Below are 18909 nucleotides of genomic sequence, written 5' to 3' on the forward strand. Positions count from 1 at the left end.
AGGCGTGTCTCCGGGTGGGCCCGGTTATCCGTCTGTTGCGGCTGCTGAATATAGAGAGCAATGCTTTCAGCAGCCTTACAGACCGGGTTGTGAATTACTGACGCCGGCATCACCAACCGGCGTCGGTTTTTTCTGTGTTTCTTGTAGGTTTAGTGCACCAGCATGCCGGTGAACCAGTAGGCCTGGGCCAAGGTGATCAGACCGACAATCGTTGCAAAGAATAGGCTGTGCTTGAGGGTGAAGCGGAACAGATCCGATTCCTTGCCTACCAGACCGGTCGCGGCGCAGGCTACGGCGATCGATTGTGGCGAGATCATTTTGCCGGTGACGCCGCCGCTGGTGTTCGCTGCGACCAGCAGGGTGTCGTTGACGCCGATCTGGTGCGCGGTGGTCGCCTGCAGTGAACTGAACAGCGCATTGGAGGAAGTATCCGAACCGGTGAGGAACACGCCCAGCCAGCCGAGGAAGGGCGAGAAGAACGGAAACGCCGCGCCCGTACCGGCCAATACCAGAGCCATGGTCGAAGACATGCCGGAATAGTTGGTAACGAAGGCGAACGCCAAGACCATGCCGATCGACAGGATTGGCCAGCGCAGTTCGTAGAAGGTCTCTTTCAAAGTGGTCAGACCAGTTTTGAAATTGATCTTCAGCACCAGCATCGAAATCAGTGCGGAGAAGAAAATTGCTGTGCCGGTCGCCGAAATCGGATCGAGTTTGAACACGGCGGGAATGGCGGTCGGAGTGGCCACGATTGGCGCGGTCTTGATCACCAGTTGATCAAGGTGCGGAATCGCGAAGTTGAACACCCAGCTATACATCGAGCCGCCGGCGGCGAACATCGCTTTGAAAGGCTTCAGCGTCCAGATGGTCACCAGTACGGTGAGGATCAGGAACGGCGACCAGGCTTTGAAAATTTCCCCAAGGCTGTAAGGCGAAGCCACAGTGGTGCGTTTCTGACCGAAACCGCCGACGCTGGCGGTCACCACCGAGGCGGAAACGGCACCGGCGATGTGTTGGCCGGCGGCGCGTTTTGGCTGCCAGACTTTCAGGAATAGAGTCAGGGAAATCAGGCTGGCCAGCGCCGAGGTGATGTCCGGCAGTTCTGGGCCGATGAAGTTCGAGGTGAAGTACTGAGTGACGGCGAAACTCAGACCCGCAACCAGTGCGGCCGGCCAGGTTTCACGCACGCCGCGTAAGCCGTCCATCATGAACACCAGCCAGAACGGCACGAACAGCGACAGCAGTGGCAGTTGGCGGCCGGTCATGGCGCCGATCTTGAACGCGTCAATCCCGGTCACTTGACCGGCAACAATGATCGGAATCCCCAATGCGCCAAACGCAACTGGTGCGGTGTTGGCAATCAGGCACAGACCGGCGGCGTACAGCGGATTAAAGCCCAGTCCTACAAGGAGTGCGGCGGTAATCGCCACGGGTGCGCCGAAACCGGCGGCACCTTCCAAAAACGCACCGAAGCAGAAGCCGATCAGCAGCACTTGCAGGCGCTGGTCGTCAGTAATCGATAACACCGAACTGCGGATGACCTCGAACTGACCACTTTTAACCGTCAGTTTGTAGAGGAACACCGCCGCGACAATGATCCAGGCAATCGGCCACAGACCGTAGGCGAAGCCATACCCGGCGGCGGCGAAGGCCATGTCGACTGGCATCTGAAACGCGAAGATTGCTACGGCAATCGACAGGGCGAGGGTGATGCTCCCGGCCACATGGCCTTTGAGGCGGAACACCGCCAGCGCGAGGAAAAAGAACACGATGGGGATGACGGCCGCGAGTGCGGACACGCCGAGACTGCCGAGCGGGCTGTAGAGCTGTTGCCAGGTTTGCATATGGGGTGGCCCCTAATTGTTGTTGGTCAGGCACTGTCAGCGTTCTTGGATAATTGGTAAGACCAATTTACAATCGCTGTTGGCTAGGGTAAAAGCCTTGATGTCGGTGTGTCAATTTGTCGCCCTGAAACTTTCGTCGAACAAGCGGTGCAGAGCGCATCTGATCCGGTTTCGGCAAGTGGCGTCTGGTAGGTGTCGACAAGGCGCCGATAGGCCAGAATAGAGAGCCCGGCGAGCGGTCGGGATCGTGGAGAAATGAGTTATGGGGTTTGATCAGATACGTCAGCGCCGTTTGTCTGACGACATTGTCGAGCGACTTGAGGGGATGATCCTTGAGGGCACGCTGAAGTCCGGTGAGCGGCTGCCGGCGGAGCGCACGTTGGCCGAACAATTTGGCGTATCACGGCCGTCGCTACGTGAGGCGATTCAGAAACTGGCGGCGAAAGGCTTGCTGGTCAGTCGTCAGGGTGGCGGCAATTATGTGGTGGAAAGTCTGGGTTCGACGTTCAGTGATCCGCTGCTACAACTGCTCGAAAGCAATCCCGAGGCACAGCGCGATCTCCTGGAATTTCGACACACTCTGGAGGCATCGTGCGCCTATTACGCTGCATTGCGCGCAACTGATGTCGATCGTGAAAGGCTCACCGCAGCCTTCGAAGAACTGCAGGATTGCTATTCACGCCACGACGAAGTGAGCCGGGCGGAGGAGGGCGCGGCGGATGCGAAATTTCATCTGGCGATTGCCGAGGCCAGCCATAACGCGGTGTTGCTGCACACCATTCGTGGCTTGTTCGATTTGCTCAAGCGCAACGTCGTGACCAACATTGGCGGCATGTACAAACAGCGCACGGAAACTCGCGACATGCTGATTACCCAGCATCGGGAATTGTATCTGGCGATTATTGAAGGTCGCGCGGAGCAGGCGCGGGAAGTCTCCAGCCGACACATTTTGTATGTGCAGGAAGTGCTGGAAGAGGTTCGTCAGGAGGTTCAGCGCATGGCTCGGGCGGAGCGGCGCAAGGGGATGTGATCAGTTATTTCTGCATTGATGCGGCAATAGCTTTCGCAAGCAAGCTCGCTCCCACATTGAAATGCATTCCAAATGTGGGAGCGACGGTGCGACGATTCGACCTGCTCGCGAATACGCTTTGAAGGCAGAAGAAATTAATCTTCCTTGCCCTTGTTGCGCACCGCACGCTGCAGTTCACGACCGGCGTCGCGTTCGCGCTCGGTGTCACGCTTGTCGTATTCCTTCTTGCCCTTGCCCAGAGCGATTTCGCACTTGACCATGTGCTTGCTCCAGTACCAGGACAGGCAGACGCAGGCGTAACCCTTTTGCTGCACCATCGCGGCAAGCTTTTCCAGCTCGCGGCGGTTGAGCAGCAATTTGCGTGTGCGCACCGGGTCGGCGATGACGTGGGTGCTTGCGGTCATCAGAGGCGTGATGTGGCTGCCGAGCAACCACGCTTCGCCATCCTTGAGCAGGACATAGCTGTCGACCAGCTGTAGCTTGCTTGCCCGCAGACTTTTTACTTCCCAGCCGGCCAGGACCAGACCAGCCTCGAACTTGTGCTCGATGAAGTAATCGTGTCGCGCCTTTTTGTTCTGCGCGATGGTCCCTGTTGGGTGTTTCTTCTGTTTAGCCATAGGGGCGGCATTATATGGAGATAAACGGCTGTCGGCTACGGTGATGCTGCGTGCTTGAGCAGGTTGAGTGAATCCCGGACAATGCGGCCTCTTTTTCTAACGCTTGGGCGTGATAAACGATGTCGACAGACAAGGTTTCTGTCCACGGCAGTTGGGCTAGCCGCTGGGTTTTCATACTCGCCGCGACCGGTTCGGCCGTGGGACTGGGTAGTATCTGGAAGTTCCCCTACATGGTCGGGGTCTACGGCGGCGGCGCCTTTGTGCTGATGTTTCTGGCGTGCATCGCGTTGATCGGCATCCCGGTCATGCTCGCTGAAACCCTGATCGGCCGGCGCGCTCGGCAAAGCCCGGCGAACGCCTTGAAGGTGCTGGCGCTGGAAGCCGGGCACTCTGGCAAGTGGTCGTGGGGAGCGTTTGCCGGAATGATCACGGCATTGTTGATCCTGTCTTTCTATAGTGTGGTCGGCGGTTGGTCGCTGGACTACATCGTCGACATGGGCCGCGGTGACTTCCAGGGGGCGACGGCCGATCAGGTCGGTGCGTATTTCGGCAATGTCATTTCCAATCCATGGCGTCTGACACTTTGGCATACGATTTTTATGCTGCTGTCGGCCTTCGTCATCGCCAAAGGCGTGGTCGCCGGGCTTGAACGCAGCCTGCGCATCATGATGCCGCTGCTGTTCGTGATGATTCTGGTGCTGCTGGGTTACAGCATGACCACCGGGCATTTCATGGAAGGCGTGCATTTCATGTTCGACTTCCACCCGGAAAAAGTCCTCGACGGTCTGTTGCCGGCGATGGGGCACGCGTTCTTCTCGCTGAGCGTCGGTGTCGGCTCGATCATGATCTACGGCGCTTACATGCCGAAGAGTTCGTCGTTGTCCGGCACGGTTGTCGGCGTGGCACTGCTCGATACCTTTGTGTCGTTGGTCGCCGGCCTGGCCCTGTTCCCGATTGTGTTTGCCGGAGGCCTGAACCCTAGCGAAGGGCCTGGCCTGATGTTCGTCAGCCTGCCATTTGCCTTTGGTAACGTGGCGTTCGGTCAGTTGATGGGCGTGGTGTTCTTTGTTCTTGTGGCGATCGCGGCCTGGAGTTCGGCGATTTCCTTGCTGGAACCGATGGTTGCCTATCTGGTTGAACGCACTAAAGTCAGCCGCGCGTGGGTGACTTTCTGGCTTGCTTTCACTTGCTGGTTCGTCGGTCTGGGCACGGTGTTCTCTTTCAATATCTGGAAGGAAGCCAAATTTTTCGTGAACGAAGGCGGGATGTTCCATCTCTACCAATGGGGTGCGCAGAGCGGTCTGGACTTTTTTGGCGTGATCGATTTCTTCACTTCGCGGATCATGTTGCCGCTCGGTGGCCTGTGTTTTGTGCTGTTTGCCGGATGGGTGATGGGGCGTGAAGCGGTACGCGACGAGTTGTCGATCCGCAATCCGCTACTGTTCGGCCTGTCTTTGTTCTTGATGCGCTACGTGGCGCCCATCGGCATTCTTGTAGTGTTTGCCGCTCAGCTCTGGAAGTAACGCTCACATGACGACACATATTCAACGATCGGCATTGCTGCCGTACCCGGCGCAATTTCTCTACGACCTGGTCAACGACGTGGCGCGTTACCCGGAATTTCTGCCATGGTGCTCGTCCGCTGAAGTGCTGGAAAGTTCGCCGGAACATATGCGCGCCAGTGTTGGCGTAGCCAAGGGCGGGCTCAGTCAGCATTTCGTGACGCGTAATACGCTGGTGCCGGGGCAGTCGATCGAGATGAACCTGGAAGAGGGGCCGTTCAATCAGTTGCACGGCGTCTGGGTGTTCAAGGTGTTGAACGAGAAGGCCTGCAAGATCAGTCTGGATTTGTCGTTCGACTATGCCGGGCCGCTGGTGCGCGCGACGTTGGGGCCGCTGTTCAATCAGGCCGCCAATACGCTGGTGGACGCATTCTGCCAGCGCGCCAAGCAGATGCATGGTTGAGCCGGTGATTCAGATAGAGGTGGTATACGCGGCCGTGGATCGTCAGGTATTGCGCACTGTCAGCGTAAAACAGGGCGCGACGGTTCGCGCTGCGGTTCTGGCGTCAGGCATCGGTAGCGAATTCCCTGAGCTGAATCTGGCGGAGTCTCCGCTGGGTATCTTTGGCAAAGTGGTCGCCGACGCGGATTCACGAGTAATTCAGGCGGGGGAGCGCATCGAGATTTACCGCCCATTGCTCGCCGATCCAAAAGAGGTTCGACGCTTGCGTGCGGCCAAAGCTGCCGAAGCCAAGGCCCGAAACGCGTAAAGAGCCAAATCGCAGATAATAAAAAACCCGGAATTTCCGGGTTTTTTATTGCGTCGCAAATTATTGCGGCGAAGTGTCCAGCGGCTCTGGTGTCGGAACCGGAACGGTTTCTACACCATCGACGTCCTTCTGGATCTGATCCAGCAAGGAACCTGGCTTGACCGGTTTTTCCGGTGTTGGCTTCTCGGCGTTTTCAGCAGGAGCGGTCACCGTAGTGCCACTGTCCTTGCCGAGAATGGCTTCGTCACGGCTTACGCCCGGCATAAAGTCACCGGACAGGCTGACAAGCTGGTCGTTTGAGTTGAAAATAACGCTGATGCGTTCCTGTTGGCGTTCACCGCCACCCGGTTGCAGGCTGTACAGATAATCCCAGCGATCGGCATGGAACGTGTCGACAAGCAGAGGGTTGCCCATGATAAACCGTACTTGCGGCCGGGTCATTCCCGGGCGTAACTGGTCTATCATGTCCTGCGTGACGACATTGCCCTGCTGGATGTCGATTTTGTAAACCCCGGGGAATGAACAACCGGCGAGTGCGAGCAGTCCCACAAAGGTGAAACTGGTTAGCAAGAGCTTGGTGTTTTGCATCGGTGGGCGACTTCCACTATCTTGGCTGGGACAACGTAAACGCCGATCATACCCGCATTAAGAGAAGCTGCGAAGCAGCATCGCGAGAAAGCTGACCATGGTTGAAAATAGCGAACTACGCAAAGCCGGCCTTAAAGTGACCCTGCCACGGGTCAAGATCCTGCAAATGCTCGACTCTACCGAGCAGCGTCACATGAGTGCCGAGGACGTCTACAAGGCGTTGATGGAAGCTGGCGAGGACGTCGGTCTGGCCACGGTTTACCGTGTACTGACCCAGTTCGAAGCGGCTGGCCTCGTGGTCCGTCACAACTTCGACGGTGGCCACGCGGTGTTCGAATTGGCTGACGGTGGCCACCACGACCATATGGTCAACGTGGAAACCGGTGAAGTCGTCGAATTCGTCAGCATTGAAATCGAAAAGCTCCAGAAGGCAATTGCCGAGGAGCACGGTGTCGAGTTGGTTGATCACAACCTGGTGCTGTACGTCCGCAAGAAAAAGTAAGCATGTCGCGCGAATTTCACATTCGCGAAACGAACGAAGGCGACCCAAGGGTCGCCTTCGTGCTTTCTGTTTTCGTCAAACCTTGGCGGTGACGACCATTTTTTTCGCGTGAGCCAGGGACTCTTTGGTCAGATCAATGCCGCCGAGCATCCGCGCCACTTCTTCTATGCGGTCGTTCTTGCTCAGTTTGGAGACGGCAGTATGAGTCGCCTCTTCACCGCGCACCTTATGCACGAACAGATGTTGATGGCCCTGCGCTGCCACCTGCGGCAAGTGCGTGACAGTTAGCACTTGGCCGCGATCCCCGAGACGGCGCAACAGTTGGCCGACAATTTCAGCGGTCGGGCCACCAATGCCGACGTCCACTTCGTCGAATACCAGGGTCGGAACGCGGGATGTCTGCGCGGTGATCACCTGAATCGCCAGGCTTATCCTTGACAGCTCACCACCGGAAGCGACTTTCGCCAGTGCCTTCAGCGGCTGGCCCGGGTTGGCGCTGACCAGCAATTCAACCTGTTCCAACCCGTTGGGCAATAGCTCGTCACTGCTGTTTGCCTTCAATTCGATGGTGAATCGACCACCAGGCATGCCCAGACGCTGAATTTCCTGTTCAACCGCACTGGCGAGACTGCCGGCAGCCTGATGACGCAAATCGCTCAGTTCTCGCGCCTTCTCTTGATAGTGGCGGGCATAGGAGGCCAGTTCTTCACCGAGGCGTTCGATGGATTCGTCGTTGGCGTTGAGGGTTTCGATTTCATCCAGCAACTTCTGCTGCATCTCACCCACTTCGGTCGGCTGGATCCGGTGCTTGCGCGCCAGGGTGTAGATCGCGTCGAGGCGTTCTTCCAGATATTGCAGGCGTGCCGGATCGGCATCGAAGTTGTCGAGGAAGCGGTTGAGTTCGCCAACGGCCTCTTCAACCTGAATCTGTGCGCTGGTCAGCAGGCTGCTGGCTTCGCCCAGAGCGCCGACGGAGTTATTCACGCTCGATAGGCGATTGAGGCTGGCGGTCAGCGCATTCAAAACATTGCCGGAATCGCTCTCGCTGCATTGCTCGACCACTTGCCGGCAAATGCCCAGCAGCGTCTCGGCGTTGGTCAGGTTTTTGTGTTCCTGCTCCAGTTGCTCCAGTTCGTTGTCACCGAGGCCGAGGTTTTCCAGCTCTTCTAGTTGATAGCTGAGCAATTGATGGCGCGCACGTTGTTCGTCGCCGGAATTGGAGAGGCGCTCGAGTTCCTGGCGAGTCTGGCGCCAGCGCTGGGCGGCGAGCTGAACCTGGCGGGCCAGGTCGGTAGCGCCGGCGTACTCGTCCAACAGGCGACGATGGGTATCGGTCTTCAGCAGGGATTGGTGTTCGTGCTGGCTGTGGATATCGATCAACAACTCGCCCAGCGACTTGAGGTCACCGAGTGGGCAAGGGGTGCCATTGATGTAACCGCGCGAGCGACCCTCCGACGTGATCACCCGCCGCAAGATGCACGGGCCGTCAGTCTCCAGATCGCGCTCGGCCAACCATGTGCTCGCTTCGGGGATGTCGGCCAGATCGAAGGTCGCGAGGATATCGGCTTTGTCGGCGCCGGGACGAACCACACCGCTGTCGGCACGATCGCCAAGGGTCAGGCCCAGCGCATCGAGCATGATCGACTTGCCGGCGCCGGTTTCCCCTGTGATCACGCTCATCCCGCGATCGAGTTCGAGATCGAGATGTTCAACGATGGCGTAGTTATGTACGGACAGGTGCACCAGCATAAAGGCCGCTCCCAGGCTTTAGGTCTGGTTATTTATACAGTGTTTTGTTTCAGGCTGACAATGCCCTCCCTTAGCTCGATTTGCTTGAACGGCAAATCTGCTTAGCGCATCGAGGAATGACAATGCGGCACTTTTTTGTAGGGTTAATGCTTGAAGGCCCTTGAAGCCTGATTTTGCGGCCCCATATATCGGGGCAGAAGCGCGAGTCAGGCTCGCGGACGAAATTGAAAGGAGAATTCTATGGCTGACGAACAGACAGTAGATACGCAAAACCCAGAAGCCAATCAGGCGCCCGAAGGTTCGGGTGATGACCTGGCGACCCGTGTACAAGTGCTCGAAGAGCAATTGGCCGCCGCGCAGGATCAATCTCTGCGTGTTGCTGCCGATCTGCAGAACGTCCGTCGCCGTGCCGAACAGGACGTCGAGAAGGCGCACAAGTTTGCCCTGGAAAAATTCGCTGGCGACTTGCTGCCGATCGTCGACAGTCTGGAGCGCGGCCTTGAGCTGTCGAACCCGGACGACGAAAGCATCCGTCCGATGCGTGAAGGCATCGAGCTGACGCTGAAAATGTTCCACGACACCCTCAAGCGTTATCAGCTGGAAGCGATCGACCCGCATGGCGAACCGTTCAATGCCGTTCAGCATCAGGCGATGGCCATGCAGGAGAGCGCCGACGTAGAACCGAACAGCGTTCTGAAGGTGTTCCAGAAGGGCTACCAGCTCAACGGTCGCCTGTTGCGTCCGGCCATGGTTGTGGTCAGCAAGGCGCCTGCGCCGATTTCGCCTTCGATTGACGAGAAGGCTTGAAATTAGCCGCAAGGCCCCCATTTAGAAGTCAAGCGTTTAAGTATTACCGCAGTTAGCCACCACTGCTGCGGCAAAAAAATCCAAAGTTTCGGGAGAGTTAATATGGGCAAAATTATCGGTATCGACCTGGGGACCACCAACTCCTGCGTCTCCGTGCTGGAAAACGGCAAAGCAAAAGTTATCGAAAACGCTGAAGGCGCGCGTACCACGCCGTCGATCATCGCTTACGCCAACGATGGCGAAATCCTGGTAGGTCAGTCGGCCAAGCGTCAGGCAGTGACCAACCCGCACAACACTCTGTACGCGGTTAAGCGTCTGATCGGTCGTCGTTTCGACGAAGAAGTTGTGCAGAAAGACATCCAGATGGTCCCTTACAAGATCGTCAAGGCTGACAACAACGACGCTTGGGTAGAAGTGAACGGCCAGAAAATGGCACCGCCACAAATCTCGGCTGAAATTCTGAAAAAGATGAAGAAGACCGCCGAAGACTACCTCGGCGAGACTGTGACTGAAGCGGTGATCACCGTTCCGGCCTACTTCAACGACAGCCAGCGTCAAGCGACCAAAGACGCCGGTCGCATCGCCGGTCTGGACGTAAAACGTATCATCAACGAACCAACCGCAGCCGCTCTGGCTTACGGTATGGACAAGGCCAAGGGCGATCACACCGTGATCGTTTATGACCTGGGTGGCGGTACTTTCGACGTTTCCGTGATCGAGATCGCTGAAGTCGATGGTGAGCACCAATTCGAAGTACTGGCCACCAACGGTGACACGTTCCTCGGCGGTGAAGACTTCGATATTCGTCTGATCGACTACCTCGTTGACGAATTCAAGAAAGAAAGCGGCATGAACCTTAAAGGTGATCCGCTGGCCATGCAGCGCCTGAAAGAAGCCGCTGAGAAAGCCAAGATCGAACTGTCGTCCGCTCAGTCGACCGACGTCAACCTGCCGTACATCACTGCAGATGCAACCGGTCCTAAGCACCTGAACGTGAAGATCTCGCGTGCCAAGCTCGAAGCACTGGTTGAAGACCTGGTTCAGCGCACCATCGAGCCTTGCCGCATCGCCATGAAAGACGCAGGTCTGGACGTTGGCGCGATTAACGACGTGATTCTGGTCGGTGGTCAGACCCGTATGCCGCTGGTGCAGAAGCTGGTTACTGATTTCTTCGGTAAAGAAGCTCGCAAAGACGTTAACCCGGACGAAGCTGTTGCCATGGGTGCCGCGATTCAGGGCGCTGTTCTGGCCGGTGACGTGAAAGACGTTCTGCTGCTCGACGTCAGCCCGCTGACCCTGGGTATCGAAACCATGGGTGGCGTGATGACCGCGCTGATCGAGAAAAACACCACGATTCCTACCAAGAAATCGCAAGTGTTCTCGACTGCTGACGACAACCAGGGCGCTGTGACCATTCACGTGCTGCAGGGCGAGCGTAAGCAAGCCACTCAGAACAAGTCCCTGGGCAAGTTCGACCTGGCCGACATTCCACCAGCTCCACGTGGTGTGCCGCAGATCGAAGTGACCTTCGACATCGACGCTAACGGCATTCTGCACGTTGGCGCGAAAGACAAGGCCACCGGCAAGACTCAGTCGATCGTGATCAAGGCCAACTCCGGTCTGTCCGACGAAGAAATCGAGCGCATGGTGCGTGACGCCGAAGCCAACGCTGAGGAAGATCGCAAGTTCGAAGAACTGGCTGCTGCCCGTAACCAGGGCGACGCACTGGTTCACTCGACTCGCAAGATGATTGCCGACGCGGGCGACAAAGTCACCGCCGAAGAGAAGACTGCGATCGAAGCCGCTGTGGTTGCTCTGGAAGCCGCTGTCAAAGGCGACGACAAGGCTGCTATCGAAGCGAAGGTTGAAGAGCTGTCGAAAGTCTCCGCTCCGGTTGCTCAGAAGATGTACGCCGAACAGGCTCAGCCAGCTGATGGCGCAGCCCCGCAAGGCGAATCGGCTGAGAAGGCTGACGACGTTGTCGATGCAGAGTTCGAAGAAGTCAAAGACCACAAGTAAGTTGTTGGTCGGCCGGTTGACTGCCTTCAGGCAGTGACTGGTAGGATGTCGCCGCGCGGGAGCTAGCTCCCGCGTTGGCGTATCTGGAATACGCGAATTTATACAGCATGCGACAAGCCTCGCGTGTTGGCGGTATGGCCGGGAATGCTCCTGCTTTTCGCGCTGAAAGTACCGCAAGAAACAAAGACCAGGATCGTTGAATTGACGTGAGTTGGGTCCGGGCCTGTATTGGGGCTCAACGAGTTTGGCCATCCTCAGGAGGGGTTTGCCGAACGTCCTCAAGAGTGCAGAAGACTTATGGCAAAGCGTGACTATTACGAAGTGTTGGGTGTTGAGCGCGGCTCAAGCGATGCGGACCTGAAGAAGGCTTACCGTCGTCTGGCGATGAAGCACCACCCGGACCGTAATCCCGATGACAAAGCGTCGGAAGAAATGTTCAAAGAGGCCAACGAGGCCTACGAAGTGCTGTCCGATTCCAGCAAGCGCGCGGCGTACGACCAGTACGGTCATGCCGGCGTCGACCCGAGCATGGGCGGCGGTGGCGCCGGTTTCGGTGGTCAGAACTTCTCGGACATCTTCGGTGATGTCTTCAGTGATTTCTTCGGCGGCGGTCGCGGCGGTTCCCGTGGCGGCGCTCAGCGTGGCAGCGACTTGCGCTACACCCTTGAGCTGAATCTGGAAGAGGCGGTGCGCGGCACGTCGGTGAATATCCGCGTTCCGACACTGGTCAACTGCAAGCCGTGCGACGGTTCGGGTGCCAAGAAAGGCTCGTCGCCATCGACGTGCCCGACCTGTGGCGGCATCGGTCAGGTGCGCATGCAGCAGGGCTTCTTCTCGGTGCAGCAGACCTGCCCGCGTTGCCATGGCCAAGGCAAGATCATTTCCGATCCGTGCGACTCCTGCCACGGTGACGGCCGCGTTGAAGAGTACAAAACCCTGTCGGTCAAAGTGCCGGCCGGCGTCGATACCGGCGACCGCATTCGTCTGTCCGGCGAAGGCGAGGCGGGTACGCAGGGCGGCCCGACTGGCGACCTGTATGTGGTCATCAATGTCCGCGAGCACGACATCTTTCAGCGTGACGGTAAGCATCTGTTCTGCGAAGTGCCGATCAGCTTCGTCGACGCAGCGCTGGGCGGCGAGCTGGAAATTCCGACCCTCGACGGTCGCGTCAAACTGAAAATCCCCGAAGGCACTCAGACCGGCAAGCAGTTCCGTGTTCGCGGTAAAGGCGTGGCGCCGGTGCGTGGCGGCGGTGCGGGTGACTTGATGTGTCGTGTGGCAGTCGAGACTCCGGTCAATCTGAACCGTCGTCAGCGCGAACTGCTGGAAGAATTCCGCAGCTTGCTGGCGGACGACAACAGCCATTCGCCAAAAACCACCGGTTGGTTCGACGGTGTGAAGCGCTTCTTCGGCGATCTGTAAGGAGTCGGCATGCGACGTATAGCTGTGATGGGCGCTGCTGGGCGCATGGGCAAGATTCTGGTCGAGGCCGTGCAGCAGCGCGCGCCGCTGACTGGTTTGACTGCGGCCGTGGTTCGTCCTGGCAGCACGCTGATCGGCGTCGATGCCGGTGAGCTGGCCTCGCTGGGTCGCATCGGCGTGCCGTTGTCCGGGCATATCGAAGCCGTGGCTGAAGAGTTCGATGTATTGATCGACTTCACCCTGCCCGAAGTGATGCTGAAGAATCTGGCGTTCTGCCGCAAGGCAGGCAAGGCCATGGTCATCGGCACTACTGGGCTGGACGCCGCGCAGAAGCAGTTGCTGGTCGAGGCGGGCAAGGATATTCCTATCGTCTTCGCGGCCAACTTCAGTGTCGGCGTCAATCTGTCACTGAAATTGCTCGATATGGCGGCGCGCGTGCTGGGTGATGATGCAGATATCGAAATCATCGAAGCGCATCACCGTCATAAGATCGATGCGCCGTCGGGTACGGCGTTGCGCATGGGTGAAGTGATCGCCAGTGCGCTGGATCGTGATTTGCAGAAAGTCGCGGTCTACGGTCGCGAGGGTCACACTGGCGCCCGTGAGCGTGAAACCATTGGTTTTGCAACCGTGCGCGGCGGTGATGTGGTGGGTGATCACACCGTACTGTTTGCCTGCGAAGGTGAGCGTCTGGAGATCACGCACAAGGCGTCGAGCCGCATGACGTTCGCCAAGGGCGCGGTACGTGCGGCGTTGTGGCTGGACGGTCGCGAGCCGGGTCTGTACGACATGCAAGACGTGCTCGACCTGCGTTGATTCACTGCTGAACCCGGCGCAAACGCCCTGTTTGCGCCGGTTTTTCTCCGCTTGGCGACGTCCTGTCGCATTCTCCGGCCTTTTAGGCTCTTTAGCGGTGGACCAAAAAAGCCTTTTTCTGTAAGCTACAGCTTTAGTGTGTCCACTAAAAGCGCGCAGAATAATTCAGTGAAGAAGCGGGGTGACGTGTCCATACGTCACTCCGCTTTTTTACAACCTGCGATCGCCCTTTCATGCGTTATTTACGGGAGGTCTTCTTGACTAAGCCAGCCATACTTGCCCTTGCTGATGGCAGCATTTTTCGCGGCGAAGCCATTGGTGCCGACGGTCAAACCGTTGGTGAGGTGGTGTTCAACACCGCAATGACCGGCTATCAGGAAATCCTTACCGATCCTTCCTACGCCCAACAGATCGTTACCCTGACTTACCCGCACATCGGCAACACCGGCACCACGCCGGAAGATGCCGAGTCCGACCGCGTCTGGTCCGCTGGCCTGGTCATCCGTGACCTGCCGCTGGTAGCGAGCAACTGGCGTAACACGATGTCCCTTTCCGACTACCTGAAAGCCAACAACGTTGTGGCAATCGCCGGTATCGACACCCGTCGCCTGACCCGCATCCTGCGTGAAAAAGGCGCACAGAACGGCTGCATCATGGCCGGCGACAACATCTCCGAGGAAGCCGCAATCGCTGCTGCGCAAGGCTTCCCGGGCCTGAAGGGCATGGATCTGGCGAAAGTCGTCAGCACCAAGACCCAATACGAATGGCGCTCGACTGTCTGGGATCTGAAGACCGACAGCCACGCGACCATCGAAGCTTCCGAGCTGCCTTACCACGTGGTTGCCTACGACTACGGCGTCAAGGTCAACATCCTGCGCATGCTGGTCGAGCGCGGCTGCCGCGTCACCGTGGTGCCGGCTCAAACCCCGGCCGCTGATGTACTGGCACTGAAGCCGGACGGCGTATTCCTGTCCAACGGCCCTGGTGATCCGGAGCCATGCGACTACGCGATCAAGGCGATCAAGGAAGTGCTGGAAACCGAAATTCCGGTATTCGGCATCTGCCTCGGTCACCAACTGCTGGCCCTGGCATCCGGCGCCAAGACCCTGAAAATGGGCCATGGCCACCACGGTGCCAACCACCCGGTGCAGGATCTGGACACTGGCGTTGTGATGATCACCAGCCAGAACCACGGTTTTGCGGTAGACGAAGAAACCCTGCCAGCCAACGTGCGTGCGATCCACAAATCGCTGTTCGACGGCACCCTGCAAGGCATCGAGCGCACCGACAAGAGCGCGTTCAGCTTCCAGGGTCACCCTGAAGCGAGCCCGGGCCCGAACGACGTCGCGCCACTGTTCGACCGCTTCATCAACGAGATGGCCAAGCGACGCTAAGCGTTCGCCTTGAGACTGTAGAGAGAAGCCCCTCGAGGGCGGCCCCGGCACCGGCGGCCCCTTCGAGACTTCAGAAATCGATCAAGACGGCTTGCCGACTGACCTGCGGATTTGAGTGACAAACCCATGCCAAAACGTACAGACATTAAAAGCATCCTGATTCTCGGCGCTGGCCCGATCGTTATCGGCCAGGCCTGCGAATTCGACTACTCCGGCGCCCAGGCCTGTAAAGCCCTGCGCGAAGAGGGTTACCGCGTCATCCTGGTGAACTCCAACCCGGCCACCATCATGACCGACCCGGACATGGCCGACGCGACCTACATCGAGCCGATCAAGTGGCAGACCGTTGCCAAGATCATCGAGAAAGAACGTCCGGACGCGGTGCTGCCAACCATGGGCGGCCAGACCGCTCTGAACTGCGCCCTGGACCTGGAACGCGAAGGCGTTCTGGAGAAGTTCGGCGTAGAAATGATCGGCGCCAACGCCGACACCATCGACAAGGCTGAAGACCGTTCGCGCTTCGACAAGGCGATGAAGTCCATCGGCCTGGCGTGCCCACGTTCCGGTATCGCCCACAGCATGGAAGAGGCCAACGCGGTTCTCGAAACCCTGGGCTTCCCGTGCATCATCCGTCCGTCCTTCACCATGGGCGGCACCGGTGGCGGTATCGCGTACAACCGTGAAGAGTTCGAAGAAATTTGCGCCCGTGGTCTGGACCTGTCGCCGACCAAAGAGCTGCTGATCGACGAATCGCTGATCGGCTGGAAAGAATATGAAATGGAAGTTGTCCGCGACAAAAAGGACAACTGCATCATCGTCTGCTCGATCGAAAACTTCGACCCGATGGGCGTGCACACCGGTGACTCGATCACCGTGGCTCCAGCACAAACCCTGACCGATAAGGAATATCAGATCCTGCGTAACGCCTCGCTGGCGGTACTGCGCGAGATCGGCGTCGAGACGGGCGGTTCCAACGTTCAATTCGGTATCTGCCCGAACACTGGGCGCATGGTCGTGATCGAAATGAACCCGCGTGTATCGCGTTCCTCTGCGCTGGCTTCGAAAGCCACCGGTTTCCCGATCGCCAAAGTCGCGGCCAAACTGGCTGTGGGTTACACCCTCGACGAACTGTCGAACGACATCACCGGCGGCAAGACCCCGGCGTCCTTCGAGCCATCGATCGACTACGTAGTCACCAAGCTTCCACGCTTCGCCTTCGAGAAATTCGCCAAGGCTGACGCGCGTCTGACCACTCAAATGAAGTCGGTCGGTGAAGTCATGGCCATCGGCCGTACGTTCCAGGAATCCCTGCAGAAAGCCCTGCGCGGTCTGGAAGTGGGCGTTTGCGGTCTGGACGAGAAGCTCGACCTGAGTAACCCGGAAAGCATGAGCGTGCTCAAGCGTGAACTGACCGTGCCGGGCGCCGAGCGCATCTGGTACGTGGCGGACGCTTTCCGCGCTGGCCTGTCGGTCGAAGACATCTTCGGCATGAACATGATCGATCCGTGGTTCCTGGTGCAGATCGAAGATCTGATCAAGGAAGAAGAGAAGGTCAAGACCCTCGGTCTGTCCTCCATCGACCGCGACCTGATGTTCAAGCTCAAGCGCAAAGGCTTCTCCGATCAGCGTCTGGCCAAGCTGCTGGGCGTGACCGAGAAGAACCTGCGTACGCACCGTCAGAAGCTGGAAGTGTTCCCGGTCTACAAGCGCGTTGATACCTGCGCCGCCGAGTTCGCCACCGACACCGCTTACCTCTACTCGACCTACGAGGAAGAGTGCGAAGCCGCGCCGTCGGGTCGCGACAAGATCATGATTCTGGGTGGCGGTCCGAACCGTATCGGCCAGGGCATCGAGTTCGACTACTGCTGCGTTCACGCCGCCCTCGCACTGCGCGAAGACGGCTACGAAACCATCATGGTCAACTGCAACCCGGAAACTGTTTCCACTGACTACGACACTTCCGACCGTCTGTACTTCGAGCCGGTAACCCTGGAAGACGTGTTGGAAATCTGCCGCGTCGAGAAGCCAAAAGGCGTGATCGTCCAGTACGGCGGCCAGACCCCGCTGAAACTGGCCCGTGCTCTGGAAGCCGCTGGCGTGCCAATCATCGGCACCAGCCCTGACGCAATCGACCGCGCTGAAGACCGTGAGCGTTTCCAGCAAATGGTTGAGCGTCTGAACCTGCGTCAGCCGCCTAACGCCACCGTGCGCAGCGAAGACGAAGCGGTTCGTGCTGCCGCGAAAATCGGTTATCCGCTGGTGGTGCGTCCGTCCTATGTACTGGGCGGCCGTGCGATGGAAATCGTTTACAAAGAAGACGAACTCAAGCGTTACCTGCGTGACGCGGTGCAAGTGTCCAATGACAGCCCGGTGCTGCTCGACCACTTCCTCAACTGCGCCATCGAGATGGACGTGGATGCGGTCTGCGACGGCAAAGACGTGGTGATTGGCGCGATCATGCAGCACATCGAACAGGCGGGGGTTCACTCCGGTGACTCCGCGTGCTCGCTGCCGCCGTACTCGCTGCCGGCGCACATCCAGGACGAAATGCGCGAACAGGTCAAGAAAATGGCCCTGGAGCTGGGCGTTGTCGGCCTGATGAACGTGCAGTTGGCGCTGCAAGGCGAAGACATCTACGTCATCGAAGTCAACCCGCGCGCGTCGCGTACCGTACCGTTCGTGTCGAAGTGCATCGGTGTCTCCCTGGCCATGATCGCTGCCCGCGTGATGGCTGGTAAGACCCTCAAGGAAATCGGCTTCACCAAAGAAATCATCCCGAACTTCTACAGCGTGAAAGAGGCGGTATTCCCATTCGCCAAATTCCCTGGCGTTGACCCGATCCTCGGCCCAGAGATGAAGTCGACCGGTGAAGTGATGGGCGTGGGTGACACCTTCGGTGAAGCATTCGCCAAAGCCCAGATGGGCGCCAGCGAAGTGCTGCCGACCGGCGGTACTGCGTTCATCAGCGTGCGTGACGATGACAAGCCTCTGGTTGCAGGCGTGGCCCGTGATCTGATCAACTTGGGCTTCGAAGTGGTTGCCACTGCCGGTACTGCCAAGCTGATCGAAGCGGCAGGCCTGAAAGTTCGCCGTGTGAACAAGGTGACCGAGGGTCGTCCGCACGTGGTCGACATGATCAAGAATGACGAAGTCACGCTGATCATCAACACCACCGAAGGCCGTCAGTCGATCGCCGATTCGTACTCCATTCGTCGTAATGCCTTGCAGCACAAGATTTACTGCACCACCACCATTGCTGCTGGCGAAGCTATCTGTGAAGCGCTGAAGTTCGGTCCGGAAAAGACCGTGCGCCGCTTGCAGGATCTACACGCAGGATTGAAGGCATGATCAAATACCCAATGACCGTCCAGGGCGCTAAAGCCCTGGAAGAAGAACACGCTCACCTGACCAAGGTCGTTCGTCCGAAGCTCAGCCAGGACATCGGTACGGCCCGCGAGTTGGGTGACTTGAAGGAAAACGCTGAATACCATGCCGCCCGCGAACAGCAGGGCATGGTCGAAGCGCGGATTCGCGATATCGAAGGCCGGATTCAGAATCAGGTCATCATCGACGTCACGTCGATTCCGCACACCGGCAAAGTGATTTTCGGTACCACCGTCGAAATCGCTAACGTCGAAACCGATGAAAGCGTCACTTACCACATCGTGGGTGAGGATGAGGCTGACTTCAAACTCGGCAAGATTTCGGTCGGCTCGCCTTTGGCCCGTGCCTTGATTGGCAAGGAAGAGGGCGATGTGGTCGCCGTGAAAACGCCGAGCGGCGTTATCGAGTACGAGATTGTCGAAGTCCGTCACATCTGAAAAAGGGCGCCCGCTGCATGCGGGCGCC

16 protein-coding genes are annotated in these 18909 nt (G+C 58.2%); 12 read left to right on the forward strand and 4 right to left on the reverse strand.

Annotation, left to right across the window (positions count from 1 at the left end; translation table 11 throughout):
• Positions 1 to 149 precede the first annotated feature (149 nt).
• Positions 150 to 1844, reverse strand: coding sequence for a lactate permease LctP family transporter (locus ACZZ0G_RS15820; RefSeq protein ID WP_463556767.1), 1695 nt, complete (start codon positions 1842 to 1844; stop codon positions 150 to 152).
• A gap of 262 nt (positions 1845 to 2106) precedes the next feature.
• Here ACZZ0G_RS15820 and ACZZ0G_RS15825 point away from each other — a divergent pair, with 262 nt between their 5' ends.
• Positions 2107 to 2874 carry an FCD domain-containing protein gene (locus ACZZ0G_RS15825; protein ID WP_007915207.1) on the forward strand — a complete coding sequence of 256 codons (768 nt, stop codon included), beginning with the start codon at positions 2107 to 2109 and terminating at the stop codon, positions 2872 to 2874.
• 134 nt (positions 2875 to 3008) lie between these two features.
• Here ACZZ0G_RS15825 and smpB read toward each other — a convergent pair whose 3' ends face one another.
• Positions 3009 to 3491 carry an SsrA-binding protein SmpB gene (gene smpB, locus ACZZ0G_RS15830; RefSeq protein WP_008088297.1) on the reverse strand — a complete coding sequence of 161 codons (483 nt, stop codon included), beginning with the start codon at positions 3489 to 3491 and terminating at the stop codon, positions 3009 to 3011.
• Between the two features lie 119 nt (positions 3492 to 3610).
• On the opposite strand from smpB, the gene ACZZ0G_RS15835 reads away from it, so the two are divergent.
• From ACZZ0G_RS15835 to ACZZ0G_RS15845, 3 genes are read left to right on the forward strand one after another with little or no spacing between them, the layout of a single operon-like run.
• Positions 3611 to 5014, forward strand: a complete 1404-nt coding sequence (locus ACZZ0G_RS15835; protein WP_463397718.1) for a sodium-dependent transporter — start codon at positions 3611 to 3613, stop codon at positions 5012 to 5014.
• Positions 5015 to 5021: 7 nt separating this feature from the next.
• A complete protein-coding gene (locus tag ACZZ0G_RS15840; protein ID WP_016986510.1) occupies positions 5022 to 5456 on the forward strand; it encodes a type II toxin-antitoxin system RatA family toxin in 435 nt (144 codons plus the stop codon).
• Positions 5449 to 5763, forward strand: coding sequence for an RnfH family protein (locus ACZZ0G_RS15845; RefSeq protein ID WP_463397717.1), 315 nt, complete (start codon positions 5449 to 5451; stop codon positions 5761 to 5763). Before ACZZ0G_RS15840 ends, ACZZ0G_RS15845 begins: the two co-directional genes overlap by 8 nt.
• 60 nt (positions 5764 to 5823) lie before the next feature.
• Here the strand turns inward: ACZZ0G_RS15845 and ACZZ0G_RS15850 are convergent, their stop codons facing one another.
• The gene (locus ACZZ0G_RS15850; protein ID WP_007915215.1) at positions 5824 to 6351 is read right to left on the reverse strand and encodes an outer membrane protein assembly factor BamE; all 528 of its coding nucleotides are present in this window, start codon (positions 6349 to 6351) and stop codon (positions 5824 to 5826) included.
• 97 nt (positions 6352 to 6448) lie between these two features.
• Between ACZZ0G_RS15850 and fur the strand changes: the two genes are divergently transcribed.
• Complete coding sequence (gene fur, locus ACZZ0G_RS15855; protein ID WP_064119476.1) at positions 6449 to 6853, forward strand: ferric iron uptake transcriptional regulator; 405 nt, start codon at positions 6449 to 6451, stop codon at positions 6851 to 6853.
• 75 nt (positions 6854 to 6928) lie between these two features.
• Here fur and recN read toward each other — a convergent pair whose 3' ends face one another.
• Positions 6929 to 8602 (reverse strand): DNA repair protein RecN, encoded by a 1674-nt coding sequence (gene recN / locus ACZZ0G_RS15860; RefSeq protein WP_095049706.1) that lies wholly within the window; start codon positions 8600 to 8602, stop codon positions 6929 to 6931.
• Positions 8603 to 8842: 240 nt separating this feature from the next.
• Here recN and grpE point away from each other — a divergent pair, with 240 nt between their 5' ends.
• The 7 genes from grpE to greA all read left to right on the forward strand — a co-directional run bounded on the left by grpE (position 8843) and on the right by greA (position 18881).
• Positions 8843 to 9409 (forward strand): nucleotide exchange factor GrpE, encoded by a 567-nt coding sequence (grpE, locus tag ACZZ0G_RS15865; RefSeq protein WP_007915219.1) that lies wholly within the window; start codon positions 8843 to 8845, stop codon positions 9407 to 9409.
• A gap of 102 nt (positions 9410 to 9511) precedes the next feature.
• Entirely contained in the window at positions 9512 to 11428 is a 1917-nt protein-coding gene (gene dnaK, locus ACZZ0G_RS15870; RefSeq protein ID WP_007915221.1) for a molecular chaperone DnaK, read from the forward strand.
• A 297-nt stretch (positions 11429 to 11725) separates the two neighbouring features.
• Positions 11726 to 12850: a molecular chaperone DnaJ gene (gene dnaJ, locus ACZZ0G_RS15875; RefSeq protein WP_463556768.1), complete on the forward strand. Its 1125-nt coding sequence runs from the start codon at positions 11726 to 11728 to the stop codon at positions 12848 to 12850.
• A gap of 9 nt (positions 12851 to 12859) precedes the next feature.
• A complete protein-coding gene (gene dapB / locus ACZZ0G_RS15880; protein ID WP_038357479.1) occupies positions 12860 to 13666 on the forward strand; it encodes a 4-hydroxy-tetrahydrodipicolinate reductase in 807 nt (268 codons plus the stop codon).
• A 257-nt stretch (positions 13667 to 13923) separates the two neighbouring features.
• On the forward strand, positions 13924 to 15060 hold the full coding sequence (carA, locus tag ACZZ0G_RS15885) for a glutamine-hydrolyzing carbamoyl-phosphate synthase small subunit (protein WP_007953761.1): 1137 nt from the start codon (positions 13924 to 13926) through the stop codon (positions 15058 to 15060).
• A gap of 126 nt (positions 15061 to 15186) precedes the next feature.
• Complete coding sequence (gene carB / locus ACZZ0G_RS15890) at positions 15187 to 18408, forward strand: carbamoyl-phosphate synthase large subunit (protein WP_126360072.1); 3222 nt, start codon at positions 15187 to 15189, stop codon at positions 18406 to 18408.
• Positions 18405 to 18881 (forward strand): transcription elongation factor GreA, encoded by a 477-nt coding sequence (gene greA / locus ACZZ0G_RS15895; RefSeq protein WP_064119469.1) that lies wholly within the window; start codon positions 18405 to 18407, stop codon positions 18879 to 18881. The genes carB and greA overlap by 4 nt, the downstream gene beginning before the upstream one ends.
• The last annotated feature ends 28 nt before the right edge of the window (positions 18882 to 18909 follow it).

The organism is Pseudomonas sp. AC169, assembly GCF_979258515.1.